10 protein-coding genes are annotated in these 19,295 nt (G+C 70.0%); 4 read left to right on the top strand and 6 right to left on the bottom strand.

Going from position 1 to position 19,295, the window contains the following annotated elements; genetic code table 11:
* Window positions 1-21: 21 nt before the first annotated feature.
* Both G4D83_RS40220 and G4D83_RS40215 read right to left on the bottom strand, forming a co-directional pair.
* The gene (locus G4D83_RS40220; RefSeq protein WP_240357087.1) at window positions 22-3,309 is read right to left on the bottom strand and encodes an RCC1 domain-containing protein; all 3,288 of its coding nucleotides are present in this window, start codon (window positions 3,307-3,309) and stop codon (window positions 22-24) included.
* 58 nt (window positions 3,310-3,367) lie between these two features.
* Window positions 3,368-6,625, bottom strand: a complete 3,258-nt coding sequence (locus G4D83_RS40215; RefSeq protein ID WP_163870240.1) for an RCC1 domain-containing protein — start codon at window positions 6,623-6,625, stop codon at window positions 3,368-3,370.
* 338 nt (window positions 6,626-6,963) lie between these two features.
* Between G4D83_RS40215 and G4D83_RS40210 the strand changes: the two genes are divergently transcribed.
* The 3 genes from G4D83_RS40210 (at window position 6,964) to G4D83_RS40200 (ending at window position 9,840) form a co-directional block, all read left to right on the top strand.
* Window positions 6,964-8,073: a Kelch repeat-containing protein gene (locus G4D83_RS40210; protein ID WP_163870239.1), complete on the top strand. Its 1,110-nt coding sequence runs from the start codon at window positions 6,964-6,966 to the stop codon at window positions 8,071-8,073.
* Between the two features lie 44 nt (window positions 8,074-8,117).
* Entirely contained in the window at window positions 8,118-8,927 is an 810-nt protein-coding gene (locus G4D83_RS40205) for an SAM-dependent methyltransferase (protein ID WP_163870238.1), read from the top strand.
* 202 nt (window positions 8,928-9,129) lie between these two features.
* The gene (locus tag G4D83_RS40200; RefSeq protein ID WP_205522841.1) at window positions 9,130-9,840 is read left to right on the top strand and encodes a hypothetical protein; all 711 of its coding nucleotides are present in this window, start codon (window positions 9,130-9,132) and stop codon (window positions 9,838-9,840) included.
* A gap of 31 nt (window positions 9,841-9,871) precedes the next feature.
* On the opposite strand, the gene G4D83_RS40195 is transcribed toward G4D83_RS40200, so the two are convergent.
* The 3 genes from G4D83_RS40195 to G4D83_RS40185 all read right to left on the bottom strand — a co-directional run bounded on the left by G4D83_RS40195 (window position 9,872) and on the right by G4D83_RS40185 (window position 15,042).
* On the bottom strand, window positions 9,872-11,329 hold the full coding sequence (locus G4D83_RS40195; protein ID WP_205522840.1) for a hypothetical protein: 1,458 nt from the start codon (window positions 11,327-11,329) through the stop codon (window positions 9,872-9,874).
* A gap of 226 nt (window positions 11,330-11,555) precedes the next feature.
* Complete coding sequence (locus tag G4D83_RS40190) at window positions 11,556-13,358, bottom strand: DUF4215 domain-containing protein (protein ID WP_163870237.1); 1,803 nt, start codon at window positions 13,356-13,358, stop codon at window positions 11,556-11,558.
* A 223-nt stretch (window positions 13,359-13,581) separates the two neighbouring features.
* Window positions 13,582-15,042 carry a M20 family peptidase gene (locus G4D83_RS40185; RefSeq protein ID WP_163870236.1) on the bottom strand — a complete coding sequence of 487 codons (1,461 nt, stop codon included), beginning with the start codon at window positions 15,040-15,042 and terminating at the stop codon, window positions 13,582-13,584.
* A gap of 199 nt (window positions 15,043-15,241) precedes the next feature.
* Here G4D83_RS40185 and G4D83_RS40180 point away from each other — a divergent pair, with 199 nt between their 5' ends.
* On the top strand, window positions 15,242-17,002 hold the full coding sequence (locus tag G4D83_RS40180) for a glycosyl hydrolase family 18 protein (protein WP_163870235.1): 1,761 nt from the start codon (window positions 15,242-15,244) through the stop codon (window positions 17,000-17,002).
* A gap of 72 nt (window positions 17,003-17,074) precedes the next feature.
* On the opposite strand, the gene G4D83_RS40175 is transcribed toward G4D83_RS40180, so the two are convergent.
* A complete protein-coding gene (locus G4D83_RS40175) occupies window positions 17,075-19,279 on the bottom strand; it encodes a M3 family metallopeptidase (RefSeq protein ID WP_163870234.1) in 2,205 nt (734 codons plus the stop codon).
* Window positions 19,280-19,295: the final 16 nt, after the last annotated feature.

The raw sequence follows: 19,295 nt of genomic DNA, 5'->3' as shown, positions 1-19,295 counted from the left end.
GGGTGGGGTTGACTCCCAGCGCTACCAGACCTGCACGGGCGCCGCGCGAACGTCGGAGAGGCCCGTGCCCAACTGCCCCTGACTGCTGTTGCCCCACCCCCAGACACTCCGGTCCGAGAGCACCGCGAAGGAATGCTCGCCTCCGGCTCCCACGGACACCGCGCCCGTCAGCCCCGCCACCTGCGCCGGCAACAGCCGCCAGTTGGACTTCACGCCACTGCCAAGCTGTCCATGCTGGTTGCTGCCCCAGGACCAGACCTTGCCGCCCGTCGTCACGGCGAGGCTGTGATGCTCCCCAGCGTCCATGGTGACAACCGCTGTCACCGCGTTCACCTGCACGGGCAACAGCTTGCGCACCTGGGTGCCATCCCCCAGCTCACCATACGTATTGGAACCCCAGCTCCAGAGCGTGCCATCTCCCTTCAACGCCAGCGCATGCGTGCGCCCGGCGGAGATGGCTGTCACGCCCGTGAGCCCCTGCGTCTGCACCGCCACCGACTGTCGCGCCGTCGTCCCATCTCCCAACTGTCCCAGGGAGTTGTTCCCCCAGCCCCACACGGTGCCATCGTGCTTGAGCGCCAGCGAGAAGCCCTCGCCCGCCGAAATCGCCGACACGCCCGTCAGCCCCTGGACGCGGACCGGCACGATTCGAGACACCGTCGTCGCATCCCCCAGTTGACCCTGGAGGTTGGAGCCCCAGGACTGGACCGTCCCGTCTCCCAGCAGGGCCAGCGAGTGCCGGCTTCCCACCGCGATGGACATCACTCCCGCTGGCGACGGAATCAACATGGGCAGCGCCCGGGACACCGTCGTCCCGTCCCCCAGCTCGCCCTCCTGATTCGAGCCCCACGCGTAGAGGCGCCCGTCCGTCTTGAGCGCCAGCGCGTGCCCCTGCCCTCCGGCAATCGCTCGACACCCGGTGAGCCCCACCGAGGCCACGGGCGTCGCGCGATTCACCACGCTCCCATCCCCCAGCTGTCCGGAGCCGTTCGCCCCGGCGCCCTGGACCGTCCCATCCAGCGCGATGCCGAGTGAGAACTGATACGCCGTGGACAGGCCTCGTGAGGCCGCGAGCCCCGAGAGCACCGGCAGCACCTGCCAGTTCACCACCCCATCTCCCACCTGGCCCTCCGCATTGGAGCCCCAGGCCCAGACCGTCGCGGTGTCCCGCACCGCCAGGGCATGCTGGGCACCCGCCGACACCGCCCTGGCGCCGGTGAGCGCGGGCACCTGAACGGGAGTCGTCCGCGCCGCCGAGGCACCGCCCCCCACCTGCCCTCGCGCATTGTCCCCCCAGCCCCACACCGTGCCATCGGCCTTCCGCACCAGGACGGTCTCGGGGCCCACGGACAACTCCACTACGCCCGTCAGCCCCGGCACCCGCGCCGGAGCCAGTCGCGCCGTGAAGGTGCCATCCCCCAGTTGGCCCTTCGCATTGCTTCCCCAGGCCCACACGGTGCCGTCCGCCTTCAACGCCAGCGAATGACAGACACCCGCGCCCACCGCCACCACCTCCGTCAGCCCGAGCACCTGCTCCGGAACCCATACCAGCCGGCCCAACTCCTCGATGTCCTCACACGTGTCCTGCCGGCCCCAGACCCACACGGTGCCGTCCGCCTTCAACGCCAGCGAGTGCTCCACGCCCGCCGACAGCGCCACGACACCGTCCAGGCCCTGCGCTCGGACAGGCGCCGTCCGGGACAGGAACGGGGGGTTTCCATCCCCGAGCTGTCCCAGCTCATTGTCTCCCCACGCCCAGACCGAGCCATCCGTGCTCAATGCCAGGGAATGAAAGGCCCCCACCGCCACGGCCTTCGCGGTGAGCGTAGCCACCTTGACCGGCCGGTTCCGGGTGACGTTCGTCCCGTCTCCCAGCGCGCCCCAACTGTTCGAGCCCCAGCTCCACACCGAGCCGTTCTCCTTGAGCGCCACCGAGTGGAAGGTCCCCGCCGCCACGGTCGCCACCTGCGTCAGCGTGGAGACCTGGACGGGCTGCCAGCGCGCCACGACCGTCCCGTCTCCGAGCTGCGACTGGTCATTCGAGCCCCAGGCCCACGCCGTGCCATCCGCCTTGATGGCCAGGGAATGATGTCCTCCGGCGGAGACCTCCGCCCGCTCCAACAACCCCCGCGTCAACATGGGCGTGAGCTTCATCAGATAGGACCCATCCCCGCACTGCCCCTCGGTGTTCGCGCCCCAGGTCCACACCTCTCCGGTGCCACTCACCGCCACCGAGTGCTGCCCCCCTCCCGCCGAGACGCCTCTCATCTCCGTGAGGCCCGGCACCTGGAACGGCGACAGCCTTTGCGTCTGCGTTCCATCCCCCAACTGCGCTCGCACGTTGCTGCCCCAGGCCCACACCGTCCCGTTCGACTTCAGCGCCACCGAGTGCTGGCCTCCGCCCACCACCGCCGCCACGCCTGTCAGCCCTGGCACCTGCGTGGGAACGAGGCGGGTCGTCGTGGTGCCCAGACCGAGCTGTCCCTCGTCGTTCTTCCCCCAGCTCCACACCGTCCCGTCTTCCTTCAACACCACCGAGTGGGAGCCTCCGCCCGACATCGCCGTCACGCCCGACATCCCCTCCAGCGCGCCGGGCAGGGAGCGGCCCGTGACGGTGCCCGTGCCAAGCTGGCCGTCCACGTTGCCGCCCCACGTCCACAGCCGCCCCATCGCCGTGAGCGCCAGCGAGTGCACGTTGCCCGCGGCAATCTCCTTCACGCCCGAGAGTCCCTGCACCTGCACGGGTGACAGTCGTCGCACCATCGTCCCATCGCCCAGCTGTCCCGCGGCGTTGAGCCCCCAGGCCCAGACAGTGCCGTCCGCCTTCAACACCATGGAGTGGGAGAACCCGGCCGCGATGGACACCACGTTCGCCAGCCCCGGCACCTGCACCGGCACCGAGCGCGACGTGGTGCTCCCGTCTCCGAGCTGGCCATTGGTATTGGAACCCCAGGCCCACACCGTCCCGTCCGACTTCAGCGCCAGCGAATGCATCTCTCCGGCGCCAATGGCGCTGATGCTGAACAGCCGCCACACCCGGGCGGGCATCGGATTCGCGTCGGTGGACCCCGTGCCGAGCTGCCCGAAGGTATTGCCACCCCAGGACCACACCGTCCCGTCCGACTTCAACACCAGGGTGTGGTGACGGCCCGCCAGCACCGTGCCCTGCCGCGAGGCGCCCTCCGCGGCGCGCCTGGAACTCAACCCGGCCTGCTCGAAGTCGCCCGGCTCCGCGCACCCCGCCAGCCACACCACGCACAAAAGCCACGACAGCGGGATTCCAGACACACGTCTCGCGACACGGCCCATGGCACACCCCTTTTCAGACAGCCCGACGACGACGAGGACTTCCACTCACAACGCCGCGCTACCAGACCCTCACGGGTAACACCCGGACAGGAGACAGGCCCGTCCCGAGCTGCCCCGAGCTGCTGTCACCCCAGGACCACACACCCCTGTCTCCTCGAATGGCATGCACGTGCGCGGTGCCCGCGGTGACGGACAGCGCGGCGAGGCCGGGGACATTCACGGGCAACAGCCGCTGCGTGACGGTGCTCCCATCCCCCAACTGGCCCAGGTGATTGCGCCCCCAGGACCAGACCGAGCCTCCCGCCAGCACCGCGACACTGTAGTTGGCGCCCGCCGCCAGGGACACCGCGCCCGCTTGCGTCTTCACCTTCACGGGCCACTCGTTGCTGAACCCCGCCTGGCCCGTGCCCGCCTCTCCGTAGGTATTGGTGCCCCAGGACCAGAGCGTTCCATCCGTGCGCAGGGCCAGCGCATGCGTCTCTCCGGCGGCGATGCCGACGACGGAGTTCATCTCCTCCACGTAGTCGCCGTAGTTCCGAGGCGTGGAGTTTCCGGTCCCCAGCTGTCCTTGCGAGTTGTTGCCCCACGAGAGCACCATTCCGTAGACATCCAGGGCCAGCGAGTAGTTGTTGCCCGCGGAGATGGAGGACGCCTCGGCCACCCCCGAGACCTGCACTGGCGTGGTGCGAGTGACGGAGGTGCCATCCCCCAACTGCCCCGAAGCATTCGAGCCCCAGGCCCACACCGTGCCGTCGCCCAGGAGCGCCAGCGAGTGCTGCGCCCCCGCCGACACCGCCAGGGCATTCGAGAGGGCTGTCACCTGCACCGGAACCAGACGCGCCGTGGTCGTCCCGTCGCCGAGCTTTCCCATGTCGTTCGAGCCCCAGGCCCAGACGGTGCCGTCCGCCTTCACCGCCAGCGAGTGCCCGTGTCCCGCCGAGACGCCCACGACGTTCGTGAGCCCCGACACGAAGACGGGCAACGGCCTCGACGTCACGGTGCCATCGCCCAATTGTCCCGCGCCGTTGGCCCCCCACGCCTGGACCCGCCCGTCCAACGTCACTCCCAGGGAGTGCGCCAGTCCCGCCTCCACGGAGCGGACGGTGATGCTCGTGGCACGCGCCGGAATCGACAGGCGGTTCTGATTCCCGTCGCCAATCTGCCCCGTCGTGTTCCTTCCCCAGGCCCACACGGTGCCGTCGTCCTTGACCGCCAGCGAGTGCGTCCCGCCCACCGCCAGCGTGCGCACCCCCGTGAGGCCCACCACCTGAGTGGGCACGGCGCGCGACGCGGAGATGCCTCCGCCCAGCTGCCCGCCACCATTCGCGCCCCAGAGCCAGACCGAGCCATCCGCCTTCAAGGCCCCCGACTGCAACCCACCGCCGCCCAGGGACACCACGCCCGTCAACCCTGGCACCTGGGCGGGCACCAGCCGGGACGTGAAGGAGCCGTCACCCAGCTGGCCATTGTCATTGTTCCCCCAGGACCAGACGGTGCCATCCGCCTTCAAGGCCAGCGAATGGCAGAGCCCGGCGCCCACGGCCACCACGTCCGTGAGCCCCGCCACCTGCGTGGGCACGAGCAACTCCGTCCCCGTGACGTCGTCCAGTTCGGGCGTGTCGTTGTAGCCCCACCTCCAGACGGTGCCATCCGCCTTCAGCGCGACGGAATGAGAGGTGCCCGCGACGACGGACACCACGCCATCCACGCCCGCGATTCGCACGGGCGAGGTGCGTGTCACCTGGGTCCCATCTCCGAGCTGACCGAAGGCGTTCTCACCCCAGGCCCAGACCGAGCCGTCTGTCTTCACCGCCAGGGTATGCCTGCCGCCCGCCGCCGCCGACATGGCCACCACGGGCCCGGGCACCAGCGCCGGCACGGTGCGAGACGTCGTCGTCCCGTCACCCAGCGCGCCCCAACCATTGCCACCCCAGGTCCACAGCTTTCCATCCTCCTGGAGCGCGACGATGTGCGAGAAGCCCGCGGAGAGCGAACCCACCTGGGACAGCCCCGTGGATTGGACTGGCGCCCAGCGGCTGGTGAGCGTGCCATCCCCGAGCTGACCTTCTCCATTGGCCCCCCAGCCCCAGGAGGTCCCATCCACCTTCGTCGCCACGGAATGGGAGTAGTGCTCCGAGACTTCCACCCGGTCCAACAGCCCTCGCGTCAACGTGGGCACGAGCTTCATCAGATACGAGCCATCTCCGCACTGGCCCTCGGTGTTCGAGCCCCAGGCCCACAAGTCGCCGTTCGCCTTCACCGCGACGGAGTGCTGCCCGCCTCCCGCCGACACGCCCTTGACCTGCGTGAGGCCCGGCACCTGGAAAGGTGACAGCCTTTGCGTCTGCGTCCCGTCACCCAGTTGCGCGCGCTGGTTGCTGCCCCAGGCCCACACCGTGCCATCCACCTTCAGCGCCACCGAGTGCTGTCCGCCGCCCACCACCGCCGCCACGCCCGTCAGCCCCGGCACCTGCGTGGGGACGAGGCTCGCCGTCGTGGAGCCCAGACCGAGCTGTCCCTCGTCGTTCTTCCCCCAGCTCCACACCGTGCCGTCGTTCTTCAGCACCACCGAGTGCGAGCCTCCGCCCGACAGCGCCGTCACGCCCGACATGCCGGACAGGAACCCGGGCAGCGTGCGGCCCACCAGAGTCCCGGTGCCGAGCTGGCCATCCACGTTGCCGCCCCACGTCCACAGTCGCCCGTCCGCCGTGAGCGCCAGCGAGTGCACGTTGCCCGCGGCAATCGCCACCACGCCGGACAGGCCCTGCACCTGGACGGGTGACAGCCGTCGCGTCGTCGTCCCATCCCCCAGCTGTCCCGCTGAGTTGAGGCCCCAGGCCCAGACGGTGCCGTCCGACTTGAGCACCAGCGAGTGGGAGAAGCCGGCCGCGATGGACACCACGTTCGTCAGCCCCGACACGGCCGCGGGCACCGCGCGCGAGACGAGGCCGCCATCCCCGAGCTGGCCGTTGTTGTTCCAGCCCCAGGACCACACCGTCCCGTCCGCCTTCAAGGCCAGCGAGTGCTGCTCACCCGCTCCAATGGCGCTGATGTTGAAGAGCCGCCACACCCGCACCGGCGTGGGCCGGGGGCGCATGGTGCCATGGCCCAATTGCCCGAAGGTGTTGCCACCCCACGCCCACACCGTCCCATCCGAGCGCAGCGCCAGCGTGTGATTCCGCCCCGCGAGCACCGTGCCCTGGCGGGCGACCCCTTCCGCCGCGCGCGACGACGCGAGCCGCGCCGCGCTGTCACTCGCACCGCGCTCGGTGCACCCCACCAGCCACATCGCGCACAACACCCCGCACCACGCCATGAGGCCAGACACACTTCTCCCACTGTTTTGCATGAGTCCCCCTGCTCCAGACAACGAGTCTTGCAATTCCTGTCACGAGCCCCGGCGCGCTGGGAAGGCCCCGAGCTGACAACCCCAGACATCCACGTCGGCTCCCCCTCCCGGCACGGCTCGAACGGCCAGAGAATCACCAGACATGCTCGAGAGACAAGCCTTTGCCCAGGGCACCCACGCCTCGCCCACCCTCCCAGGTTGTGACTCCGAGCCCCGCCAGCCTCCCGTGCCACCTCGCCTCCAGGTCACCGGAGACCTCCCCCGCCCTGGAGCGCCCAGGGGCGGGGCCGGAATACGATGGCGCCATGACCGTGAAACCACCCTCCACCGCGCGCAGGCGCGTCCCCTACTCCGGCCTCTGGCTCGACGGGTTCAGCCTGACGGCCGTCGCCGGCGGGGCGCTGCTCGCGGGGGGACAGGGCTGGCACAAGGACGGCGGTGGCTCCACGCCCCGGACCTCCGCGGGCGCGGCGTTCTGGGACACCTCGCGGGAGGAGTGGCTGGAAGTGCCCGCGCTGCCCGAGCCCCGGCAGGACCACGCCGCGGTGGCGCTGCCGGACGGCCGCGTGCTGCTCATCGGCGGCAGGGACAACCCGCGCCCGGAGCTGGACAGCACCCTCTTCTGGGAACCGGACACCCGGCGCTTCGTTCCGGGTCCGACGCTGCTGGCGGCGCGCTCGAACCCCGTCGCGCACGTGCTGCCGGACGGCACCGTGGTGGTGCTGGGCTCGGACCATGACCATGACCTGGAGCGGGGAACGCGCGCGGAGATGCTGCGCCCCGGCGCCACGGCGTGGGAGCCCGCGGGCCAGACGGTTCGCATCTTCCACACCGGCCCCGTGTGCGTGAGCGGAGGGCGAATCATCATCGCCGGTGGACGCGACAACGGCTTCGGCTTCGCCATCATCGAAGGCCAGCATCTGGCGCCCCCACTCAACCTGAGCACCGAGGTCTGGGAGCCCTCGGGCCGGACGTGGAGGACCGCGCCCCATCCGCTCACCGAGGAACGGGACGATGCCGCCGGCGTCACCTTGTCCGACGGACGCATCCTCGTCGTGGGCGGCTGGAACCACGGCACCGTGCTCACGAGCGCCGAACTCTTCGACCCGCGCACCGAGCAGTGGACCGCGACGGGCGCGCTCGGCCTCGCCCGCTCCAGCTTCACGCTCACCGCGCTCGCGGACGGACGGGCCGCGGTGTCCGGTGGGCTGCGCTCGGACCCCTACGGTGAAGCCACCGACGTGGAGGTGTGGAGTCCGGACACCGGGCGATGGAGCCCCGGGATGCCGCTCGCCGTCGGCCGCGCCGGGCACCTGGTCGTCCCGCTGGGCGACGGCGCGTACCTGGTCGCGGGCACCACGCGCGTGGCGCCCGATGGCTCGCTGGAGACGACCTCCGAGGTCTGGCGGCCCTGAAGGCCGTCCCTCTTTCCCTCAGCACACACCCCGACGGAGACAGCATGGACAACCCGGAGCTGGCTCGCATCCCTGGCGTCAACCCCCACGTGCCCGACGCCGCCCGCATCTACGACTACACCCTGGGAGGCACCCACCACTTCGAAGTGGACCGCCAGGCCGCGGAGTTCATGTTCTCGCTGGTGCCCTCCACCCGGAAGTGGCTGCGCATGCTGCGCGGCTGCCTGCGCACCGCCGCCCTGCGCCTGTCCTCGGACGGCTTCCGGCACTGGGTGGACTTCGCGTCCGGCCTGCCCACGAGCGACCACGTCCACTCCGTGCTGCCCAAGGCCAAGGTGCTCTACAGCGACATCAACCCGCTCACCATCGCCACCGGCAAGCACCTGCTCGGGGACAATCCGAACACGCGCTACCTGGAATGCGACATCCGCTCCGCGGGCGACTACCTGCAACGCCCGGACGTGCAGGCCTTCCTCGACGGAGAGCGGCGCGTGGCCTTCGGCGCCAATGGCATCACCGTGTTCCTCTCCTCGGAGGAGAACCGGAAGTTCTTCAAGGACTTGTATGACTGGGCCGCGCCCGGCTCGAAGCTCTTCGCGACCTTCGAGACGAAGGCCCCGGGATTGAGCACGCCGAAGTGGGAGCAGTTCGTCGGCATGTTCCAGAAGATGGGCGAGTCCTTCCAGCTCTACTCGCTGCGCGAGTACCTGGACCTGTGCGGCCCGTGGACGCCCGGCCCCGGCGGGGTGATGACGGTGCGGGAGTTCCTGGGCCTGCCGCTGAACCACATCACCGAGGAGGACCGCGAGGGCGTCGGCATCGAGTTCTACGCGGTCATCCTCGAGAAGCGCTGAAGCCCGCGCGACGCTTGGGGAGAGCAGGCCGGCGAACGAGCCCTCTCCCGAGGTACCGCCCTCCAGGAGACCGACACGGCCATCGCCTGGCTCCTGGCGGATCGAACATCCGCAACACAGCAGTGCCGTCTGCCTCACCACCGCTGAGTGCCTACCGTGTCGAGCAGGCAACGCAACGACTCGCGACAGGTGAGGAGGAATCATGTTCCAGAACAGAAGGCGTCAGGTGCTGACAGGTGTGGTGTTGGGGACGGCCCTGGTGCTCGGCGGATGCAGCTCATCGCGCTCCGCGAGCAAACAGCAGGTCGACGAGTCCTGGATGGCGCGGGTGCCCGAGTCGCAGCTCGGCGACGTGCGAAACGCCCAGGCGGAGCGCCTCAAGGCCCAGGACGAGGTGAAGCGCGCGGAGGTCGCCGTGAAGGACGCGGAGCGCGCGGAAAAGGTCGCCGAGCGCAATGAAGAGGCCGCCAGGCTCTCCACGGATGCGAACAAGACGGCCGTCGAGGCCGCGCAGGCGACCGGCCGTGCCTCCAACATCTCGCAAGCCCAGTCCGAGCTGAAGACCACGGAGACGAAGCAGGCGGCCGCTCACGCCCAGCTCCTGTGGCGTCAGCGCGCCATTGACACGCAGAAGGCCCGCAAGGATTTGCGCCAGCGCGAGCTGGAGCTGGCCGACGCGCGCCTGCGTCAGGCCGAGCTGGTGGCGCTGCGCAACAGCGATGACGTGCGCGCCAAGGAGCTGTCGGAGGCCGAGTTCACCAGCGCGGTGGCCAACGCCCAGCGCAACACGGAGGAGGCGCAGCGCCAGGTGGACGAGCGCCTTCGCGTGGAGCGCCAGGCCCGGAGCGACTGGGAGAAGCTGAACGGCGAGGCACGGGGTTACGGCGGCAGCGGCCCGTCCGACGGCGAGTGACGCGGGACGGAGTCCTTCCGGCCGGCCGCCGCTACCTGGGCGGCGGCCGGAAGACGTACTGGAAGACGGGCTCGTCCTGGCCGGGGGGGTACTGCGCGTCCAGGAACGCGAAGTACGCGTGGCCCGCGATGAAGGGGTCCCCCAGGCTGTCGTAGAGCACGCTCACCTGCGTGGCCTTCCCGGACGCGTCCACCTGGACGCCGAGCTTGAGGTTGCCCTTGAGCTCCGGCAACTCCTTGAGGCGCTCCATGTAGAGCGCCACCAGGCCCAATGACACCCGGTTGTAGATTTTGTCCGACGCGCCCTTGGCCGGCGTGGCGGGCAGGCGGAAGCGCCGCACCAACTCCGCCGTCTCTCCTTCCGCCTCCGGCACCTTCCGCTCCGGGGCCGCGAGCGCCGCGCGGTAGGACACCAGCGCGTCCTTCCAGCGCTCCTGCTTCATGCACAGCCGGGCCCGGCGCACGTGGATGTCGGAGCGCTCCGGCGCGCGCTCGGACGCCTTCACCAGGAAGCCCTCGCTGGCGGCGGCATCTCCCCGCGCCTCGGTCAGCTCCGCCAGTCGCAAGAGCGGCTGCGCGTCCTTCAGCTCCACGTCGATGAGGCGGACCAGGGCCTTCTCCTCGTCCGCGGGCCGCGACAGCTCCGCGTAGACACGGGCGAGCAGCGCCAGGGCCCCGGGCTCCGCGCCCCCCAGCTCCACGTACCGCTCCAGCGAGCGCGCGGCCTTGTCCTTCTCGGACGCGGCGAACCACAGGTCCGCCTGGAGCCGGTGGGCCTCTCTGTCCGCGGGCTTGAGGGCGACCAGCTTCTCTCCCGCCGACGCCGCCGCGCGCACGTCCTTGGCCGCCTGGGCCAGCGAGGCCAGCTTGCGCAGCGCCTCGGGTTGCTCCGGCCACGCGTCCACGGAGCGCGACAGCTCCGCGCGCGCCTCCGCCTCCCGGCCGGGACTGGCCGCGAGCAACAGCCCCAGCGCGGTGCGCACCTGGGGCGCGTCCAGCCTGGAGAGCGACTCGCGCAGGCGCGCCTCCGCCTCCTCGGGCTTGCCCTCCGCCTGGAGCAGCAGCGCCTCGCCCCACAGCGCGGGCGCGAAGTCGGGCGACGTCCGCTTCGCGGCGGCCAGCGGCCCTCTCGCCTCCGACAAGAGGCCCCAGCGGATGTAGATGAGCCCCATGCCCAGGTGCGGCCAGGGGTTCTCCGGCTCCAGCGTGGACAGGGCCTTCAACTCGTTCCAGCAGGTGTCCGCCGGGAAGGTGAGCCATGCCCGATAGACGCGCGGCATGAGGTCCCGGGGTCGGGTCCGCCCCTGCTCCTCCAAATCACTGTCGAGCACGCGCAGCGTCCCGCGCACCCGGCCCGTCTCCACCTTGCGCAGCATGCCCATGACCTCGTCGGCGGCGGGCTGGGTGCTCTTTCCACTGGCGGCGCTGGCCGGAGCGGCCAGGACCAGGGACAGCAGCAGCAACACGCGCGGCGGGAGCAGGGACATCATGGAGTCGCGCGGAAGATACCAGACGCCCACTCGTCCGCCTTCGCGGTCTTCCGGACCCCAGGGCCACGCCCGTTCCCAGGGGGACCAGGGGACCTGCCGGGCTCCAGCGCGTGGGCCTTGCGCTTCGCCCCCACCGCGCGCCGGGCCTCACACCCTGGCGCGCGGCGGCGGGGCCCGAGCCGCCCCTGGCGCTTGAGGCCAGGAGCGACTCGTCACGACAGACGACTCAGCCGATCTCCACCTTGCAGGTGGAGCTGCAGCCGTCGTTGCTGTTGGTGTTGCCGTCGTCGCACTCCTCGTTGCCCGGAGCCTCCGACTGCGTCTTGCCATCGCCGCAGCGAGGGCCGAGCACGCAGCCGGGCGCGCACTGGCCGTAGCCACCGGCGTTGATGATGTCGTCGCACTCCTCGCCCGTGTCCACCTCGCCGTTGCCGCACGTGGCGGCGCAGACGGTGCGCTTGGTCTCGAAGTTGTTGAGCGTCAGCCGGTAGGACGACGCCGACGTGTGGCGCTCGGCCTGGAACACGACGACTTCGTAGATGCCGCCCACCGTCAGACCGAGCGCGGTGGCCTGGTTCGACACCCGGACCTCGCCGTTCTCGGCGCCATGGACGCCGCCCAGGTCCAGCGCGAGCGTGCCGTTGATGAACACCCACACGTCGTCATCGCCACGGAAGTTCAGCACCTCGGTGCCCTTGTACTGGAACCAGTAGCGCACCTCGCTCGTGAAGCTGAAGTTGTGCTGCTGTGAGGGATTCCCGTTGTCGCCGCGCAGATTCTCCATGCCCGCGGCCACCCAGCTCCCCGGGTGGTTGGTCAACGGGAAGAACCGCCCCTGGTCGAACTCGTACGAGCCATTGCCCTGGCGCACCATGTCCAGCGTCCCGACGATGGTCTTGTTGTACTGGGGCGCATCCGTGTACCACTGGTGGAAGGCCGCCGCGCCATGCGTGGTGCCGGAGGTGACCCCCGTCTTGGCGTACTCGGGCTTGCCACCCGGGTAGGACTTGCCCTCGAGCGTCGTGGCCAGCTTCGTCTTCACGATGCCCCTCTCGGACCCGTTCCCGTTCTCGAAGTCGATGTGGCCCGCCGGAAACCCGTTCCTCGCCGGCAGGTCAGCCCCGCGGAAGTCGCGGAAGACGGCGGGAAGCGCGATGGTCGTGGGCGGCTCCGTCTGGATGACCTGGCACACGTAACCCGTCTCGAGCTTGCACGTGGAGGAGCAACCGTCGTTCGAGCGGGCGTTGCCGTCGTCACACTGCTCGGAGGTGTCGTTGGGCAGGATGATGCCGTCGCCGCAGGTGGCCTGGCACACGCCATTGGCGCAGCGCGGCTCGCGCTTGCACGTGGGCGAGCAGCCATCGCCCATGTCCTTGTTGCCGTCGTCGCACTCCTCGGTGCCCTCGATGACGGTGTCACCACACGTCGTCTTCGCGCAGGCCGCGCCCACCGTGGGGCACTTCCAGCCCTCCTCGAGCTTGCATGTGGGCGAGCAGCCGTCGTTGGGGGTGACGTTGCCGTCCTCGCACTCCTCCTCGCCGACGCGGTAGCCGTCGTTGCACTTGGCGGCGTGGCACCGGCCGCCGACGGAGGGGCAGTTCCAGCCCGGCTCGATGGTGCACGTCTCGCTGCAACCGTCGTTGGACAGCACGTTGCGGTCATCACACTGCTCGGGGGTCTCCACCTTGCCGTTGCCGCAGCCGAACAGCTTGACGCAGGCCTGACCGGGGACCTCGCAGGACCAGCCCTCTTCGATGGTGCACGTCGCGGTGCAGCCGTCACCGCTCACCTTGTTGCTGTCGTCGCACGCCTCACCCGTCTCGCGGGTGCCGTTTCCGCAGGGGTCCGACGTACAGGGGCCGCCGTCACAGAGGACGCCGCCATCACCACCGTCGGGGAGGCCACCGCCACCGCCGTCGGGCTTGCCATCACTGCCACTGCCTCCGCAGGAGGATGCGATTATCGAGAAGAGAAGAGAGGCGAGTACGAGACTCGCGAGCCGCGTTCCAACAGGGGGGACGGTCGCCATGGACACCGATGCTGGAAGTGCACGCGGTGCGTGTCAACGCGGTTGCGCATCCACCATCCCGCACCACCCGTGAAAATGCGGGGATTGCGAAGATGTGAAGGAAGAGCGGACTGAATCACCTGTTTTCGTGTCTCAAACCCACATCCCCGTCCATGGCGCACGTGTCGGACCCGGACTCGGCCGCCCTGACCTGGATGCCAGGGGGCCTGTCTCAAGCGGTGTCTCAGCGCGCGGCGTTTCGCAGGTATTGGGCGTAGAAGCGGACGGCCTGCGCGTAGGCCGTCACCGCGATGCGCTCGTCCTTGCCGTGGATGCGCGCCAGGTCCTCGCGCTGAAGTAGCACGGGGAAGAAGCGGTAGACGTTGTCGCTCAAGCCCACGAAGTGCCGCGAGTCGGTGGCGGCCACGTTGAGGTACGGCGACACGAGGACCTCGGGGAACACCTGGCGCAGCGAGCGCTCCAGTTCGCGCCAGGATTCGGAAGTGGTGGGGGACACCGGCGAGGGCTCGCTCTGGAAGTCCAGCGTGCCCACCTCCACGCGCGCGTCATCCACGGTGGCCTTCACGTGCGCGAGCACGCTGTCGACGCTGTCGCCCGGGAGGATGCGGAAGTTCACCACCGCGCGGGCGCTCGGAGGCAGGACGTTGTCCTTCACGCCGCCCTGGAACACGGTGACGGCCGTCGTCGTGCGCACCGCCGCGTTGGTGGTGGGCCTGGCGGTGAGCTGGGAGACCACGAGCGGCTCGGTGAGCCAGAGGTTGGCGAAGAGCAGCCGCATGCCGAACGGCATCTCCGGCCCCACGCGGGTGAACAGCTCGCGGCTGCCACCCTGGAGCCGCGTGGACATGGGCGCGGCCTCCAGCCTCGACACGGCGGAAGCCAGCACGCCCACCGCGGTGCTCGGCGGCGGCATGGACGAGTGGCCGCCCTCCCCCTTCACCGTCAGCACCACGCTGACGAAGCCCTTCTCGGACGTGCCCACCAGCGCCACCGGCGCGCTCACGCCGGGCACCGTGCCGGACGTGATGACGCCGCCCTCGTCCAGCACGGACTCCAGCCGCACGCCGCGCTCCTGGAGCAGCTTCGCGATGACCACCGCGCCCGCCTGGCCGCCGACCTCTTCGTCCGCGCCGAACGCGAGCAGCACCGTGCGCCGGGGCTTCTCCCCCGCCGCCAGCAGCGCCTCCACCGCTTCCAGCTGGGCCAGCACGCTCCCCTTGTCGTCCAGCGCGCCGCGCCCCCAGACGAACCCGTCCGCCACCACGCCGTCGAACGGGGGATGGGCCCACGCCTCCTCCGTGCCGGGCGTCACGGGCACCACGTCCAGGTGCCCCAGCAGCATCATCGGCCGCAGGGAGGCGTCCGTGCCCCGCCACGTGTAGAGCACCGAGTGCGCCCCCACCGGCTCGCGCTTCAGCTCGGCATGGACGCGCGGGAAGTGCTCTCGCAGGTAGGAATGCAGGGCCTCGAACGCCGCGTCGTCCGCGGGAGTGCCCTCCGATGCGGCCACCGTCTTGAGTCGCAGCGCCCCCGACAGGCGCGAGGCCAGGGCCTCCGCGTCCACCGTCAGCGCCGTCGCTGGCTCCGGCACCACCTGCCGGGAGCGGAACGTCAGCGTCCGGACGACCAGCACCACGACGAGGAGACTGACCCCAAGGGCCACGGACAGGAGGAGTCGTTTCATGAGCGGGTGCGCCCAACCTAGCAAAGGAGCTACCGGGCGACCTGGGAACGTCCATTTCCCGGCCTTCGGTTTCTCAAGATATGAGACAAGGCCAAACCCTTGTCCTGGGGTAATCACATGCAGTATTGCTACACAATTCCAGCACAGGAAATGTCAGGCTTCCCCGTATAATCGGTAGCTTGGTCCATGAGGTGCGCAGGTGAAGACTCGACACGCAGCGCAGTGGCAGCTCGTCCTGGCGGTGGGAGTGGGGGCGCTGCTCGGGGGATGCGGCAAGAGTGACGAGGGCCCGGGCCTTCCGGCCGAGCCGTCCGCGGTGGAGGCACAGGCAGCGGACTCCCAGGCGCTGGTGACGTGGACGCCTCCGACGAGCGACGGGGGCCATCCGCTCCTGTACTACGTGGTGCGCTGCCAGCCCGCGTGCGGCGGCGCCATCGTCAGCGCGGGCGAGCGTCAGGCCACGGTGATGGGCCTCAACAATGGCTTCGAGTACCTGTTCAAGGTCTCCGCGGTGAATGCCCGGGGCGAGGGCATCTCCTCCGTCCCGTCCGTGCCGGTGATGCCGATGCCGGGCATGTCCATCAGCAACCCCACGGTGCCCGGGCAGCCGCGCTCCGTGCGGGCGACGGCGGGCAACGGGCAGGCCTATGTCAGCTGGCTGCAGCCGGCGAGCTACGGGGGCCGCGCGCTCACGAAGTACGTCATCACCGCCGAGCCCGGGGGCAGGTCCGTCACGGTGGACGCGCCGGCCGCGAGCGTGAGCATCCCGGACCTGACCAATGACAAGCCGCACGTGTTCACGGTGAGGGCCGTCAACGAGGTGGGCGAGGGCCCCACGGCGATGGCCGGCCCGGTGACGCCGCGCCCCGGTGGTGCGCCGGCGAGCTGGGTGTCGGGCTACTACGTGGGCTACCAGCGCGACATGCTGAAGCCGGCGGATGTGGATTTCAGCGGGCTGACCCACATCGTGGTGGGCCGCGTGCGCCCCCGGTACGACGGGACGCTGTTCACGGACTTCGACGTCACCGCCTACGAAGGGCCCATCATCGCCAAGGCGCTGTCGGCGGGCGCCCGGCTGGCGGGGAAGAAGTCCCTGCTGATGGTGGGCGGCTTCGGTGAGCACGACGGCTTCGTGCTGGCGTCCACGGGGGAGAGCCGCATCGTCTTCGTGAAGGAGCTCATCAGGGCGATGGAGGAGCTGGGCTACGACGGGCTGGACCTGGACTGGGAGCCCATCAACCTGCCGCCCGCGGGCAATGACGGAGAGCTGCTCATCGCGCTGATTGACGAGCTGCGCGCGGCGCGCCCGGACATCATCATCACCGTGCCGGTGAACTGGCTCAACTCCAACTTCGGGATGCCGGAGGTGGAGGAGAAGTTCATGGCCCGGCTCGCCGAGCGCGTCGACCAGCTCAACATCATGTCCTACAAGATGAGCGGCCACTGGGGCGGCTGGGAGAGCTGGCACTCCAGTCCCCTCAAGGACGAGGCCCCGAACCGCCCCACCTCCGTCGCCTACTCCGTGGAGGGCTACCTGAAGGCGGGCGTGCCGCGCGGCCGGCTGGGCGTGGGCATCGGGTTCTTCGGCACCTGCTGGCAGGGCGTGACGGAGCCTCGCACGCCGCTGGACGGCCGGCCCGACGTGCTCGAGGGCCAGAGCGACAACGCGATGAGCTACGCCAACATCATGAAGAACTACTTCCCGATGGCGGAGCGGCACTGGGACGAGAAGGCCGCCTCGCCCTACCTCTCCTCCCCTTCCGTGAATGGCCCGGGCCACTGCAACTACATCTCCTACGAGGATGGCCAGTCCGTCTTCGCCAAGGGCCAGTGGGCGCGCTCGCAGGGCCTGGGAGGCACCATCATCTGGACCATCAACCAGGGACACCGGGACGGGGAGCCCCAGGGCAAGCGGCACGAGCTGCTCATGGACGTGAAGCGCGCGTTCCTGGACCCCTGAAAAAGCTCCGGGGGCACGAAGCGGCGGATGGCCGTGCTTCGCGCCCCCGGGGGTGTCACCGGACGAAGTCGCTCAGGGCTGCGACTTCGTCTGCGCGGCGGCGGGCACCGGGAAGCCGCGCTTGCGCATCAGCGCGTTGATGCCGGCGTCGCGCCCGCGGAAGGCACGGTAGCCCTCCGCCGGGTCCACGGTGTTGCCCACGGCGAAGACGCTCTTGCGCAGCTTCTCCGCCACCGCCTTGTCGTAGGCGCCCTTGCCCTCGGTGAAGCCCTCGAAGGCGTCCGCCGTCAGCGTGTCGGACCACAGGTAGCTGTAGTAGCCCGCCGAGTAGCCGTCGCTCGCGAAGACGTGGCCGAACTGCGGCGTGCGGTGGCGCATGACGATTTCCTTGGGCATGCCCAGCGCCTTGAGCGTGTCGCGCTCGAAGGCATCCGCGTCGATGCTCACGTCACCCGCCAGGTGCAGCTTCATGTCCACCAGCGCGGAGGACAGGTACTCCACCGTGCCGAAGCCCTGGTTGAACGTCGCGGCCTTTTCGATGCGCGCCACCAGCGCCTGGGGGATGGGCTTGCCCGTCTGGTGGTGCAGCGCGAAGGTGTTGAGGACCTCGGGCGTGGCCAGCCAGTGCTCCAGGAGCTGCGAGGGGAACTCCACGTAGTCGCGCGCCACGCTGGTGCCGGCCAGCGACGGATAGGTCACGGACGAGCTGAGGCCGTGCAGCGCGTGGCCGAACTCGTGGAACAGCGTGCTCGCGTCCTCCCAGGAGATGAGCACCGCCTCGCCGGGCGTGCCCTTCACGAAGTTGGAGTTGTTGGAGACGATGGTCGTCACCTCGCCCCGGAACCGCTCCTGGTTGCGGTACGCGTTCATCCACGCGCCGGAGCGCTTGCCCGGGCGCGCGTACGGGTCGAAGTACCACAGGCCCACGTGACGGCCGGTGGCCTGGTCCTTCACCTCCCAGACGCGGACATCCGGGTGGTAGACGGGCACGTCCGTCACTGGCGTGAAGGCGAAGCCGAGCAGCTCACCGGCCACCCAGAACATGCCCTCGCGCAGCTTCTCCAACTGGAGGTAGGGCTTCACCTCGTTCTGGTCCAGGTCGTACTTCGCCTTGCGGACCTTCTCCGCGTAGAAGCGGTAGTCCCAGGGCTCAATCTTCAGCTTCGCGCGCTCCTTGTCGGCCACCTTCTGCATGTCGGCGACCTCCTCGCGGACACGGGCCACGGCGGGCTTCCACACCGCCTCCATCAGCTCCATGGCGCGCTCGGGCGTGCGGGCCATGGCGTTCTCCAGGCGCCAGTGCGCGTGCGTGGCGTAGCCCAGGAGCTTCGCGCGCTCGGCGCGCAGCTTGAGGACCTCCGAGATGATGGCGTTGTTGTCGCGCGCGTCTCCGTTGTCGCCCCGGTTGACGTAGTTGCGCCAGACCTTCTCGCGCAAGTCACGGCGCGACGAGTAGGTCAGGAACGGCTCCATGGAGGAGCGCGTGTTGGTGATGATCCACTTGCCCTTCTGGCCCCGCGCCTCGGCCGCGGCGGCGGCTCCCGCGCGCACGGAGTCGGGCAGGCCCGCCAGGTCCGCCTCGGACTCCAGGACGACGGTGTAGCCCTCCTCGTCGCCGAGCACGTGCTGGCTGAAGGACGTGTAGAGCGACGCGAGGCGCTGGTTGATGGCGCCCAGCCGCGTCTTCGCCGCCGCGTCCAGCTTCGCGCCGGAGCGCACGAAGCGCGTGTAGTGCAGCCACGCCAGCCGCTGCTGCTCGGGCGACAGCTTCGCCTTGTCGGGGGACTGGTAGACGGCCTCGATGCGCCGGAAGAGGCCCTCGTTCTGGGTGACCTCGTCCTCGAAGGCGGCGAAGCGGGGCGCCATCTCCCGCTCCACGGCCTGGAACTCCGGGCTGCTCAGGGACGAGCCCCAGATGCCGTAGAGCGTCTCCACGTTCGCGTACGTCCGGCCCGCGTTCTCCAGCGCGGCCAGCGTGTTCTCGAAGTCGGGCGCGGCGGGATTGCTCGCGATGGCGGCCAGCTCCCGGCGGTACTCGTCCATCGCCGCCGCGATTGCGGGCTTGAAGTCGTCCACCTTCACCTGGGCGAAGGGAGGCACGCCGCCGTGCGGGCCGGACCACTTCGCCAGCAGGGGAATCTGGGGGGCCACCGGCGCGGCGGCCTCGCTCGGAGCGGCCGGAGCGGCGACTTCGGGGCGAGGCTCCGGGGACGTCGTCGCACAGCCGGAGGAGACGAGCGCGGCCACGCCCGCGCTGGCGAAGAAGAGGTTGCGCATGAAAAGTGTTTCTCCC

This window comes from Myxococcus eversor (assembly GCF_010894455.1).
GTDB lineage: Bacteria > Myxococcota > Myxococcia > Myxococcales > Myxococcaceae > Myxococcus > Myxococcus eversor.
This window is presented reverse-complemented; position numbering and strand designations above follow the sequence as displayed.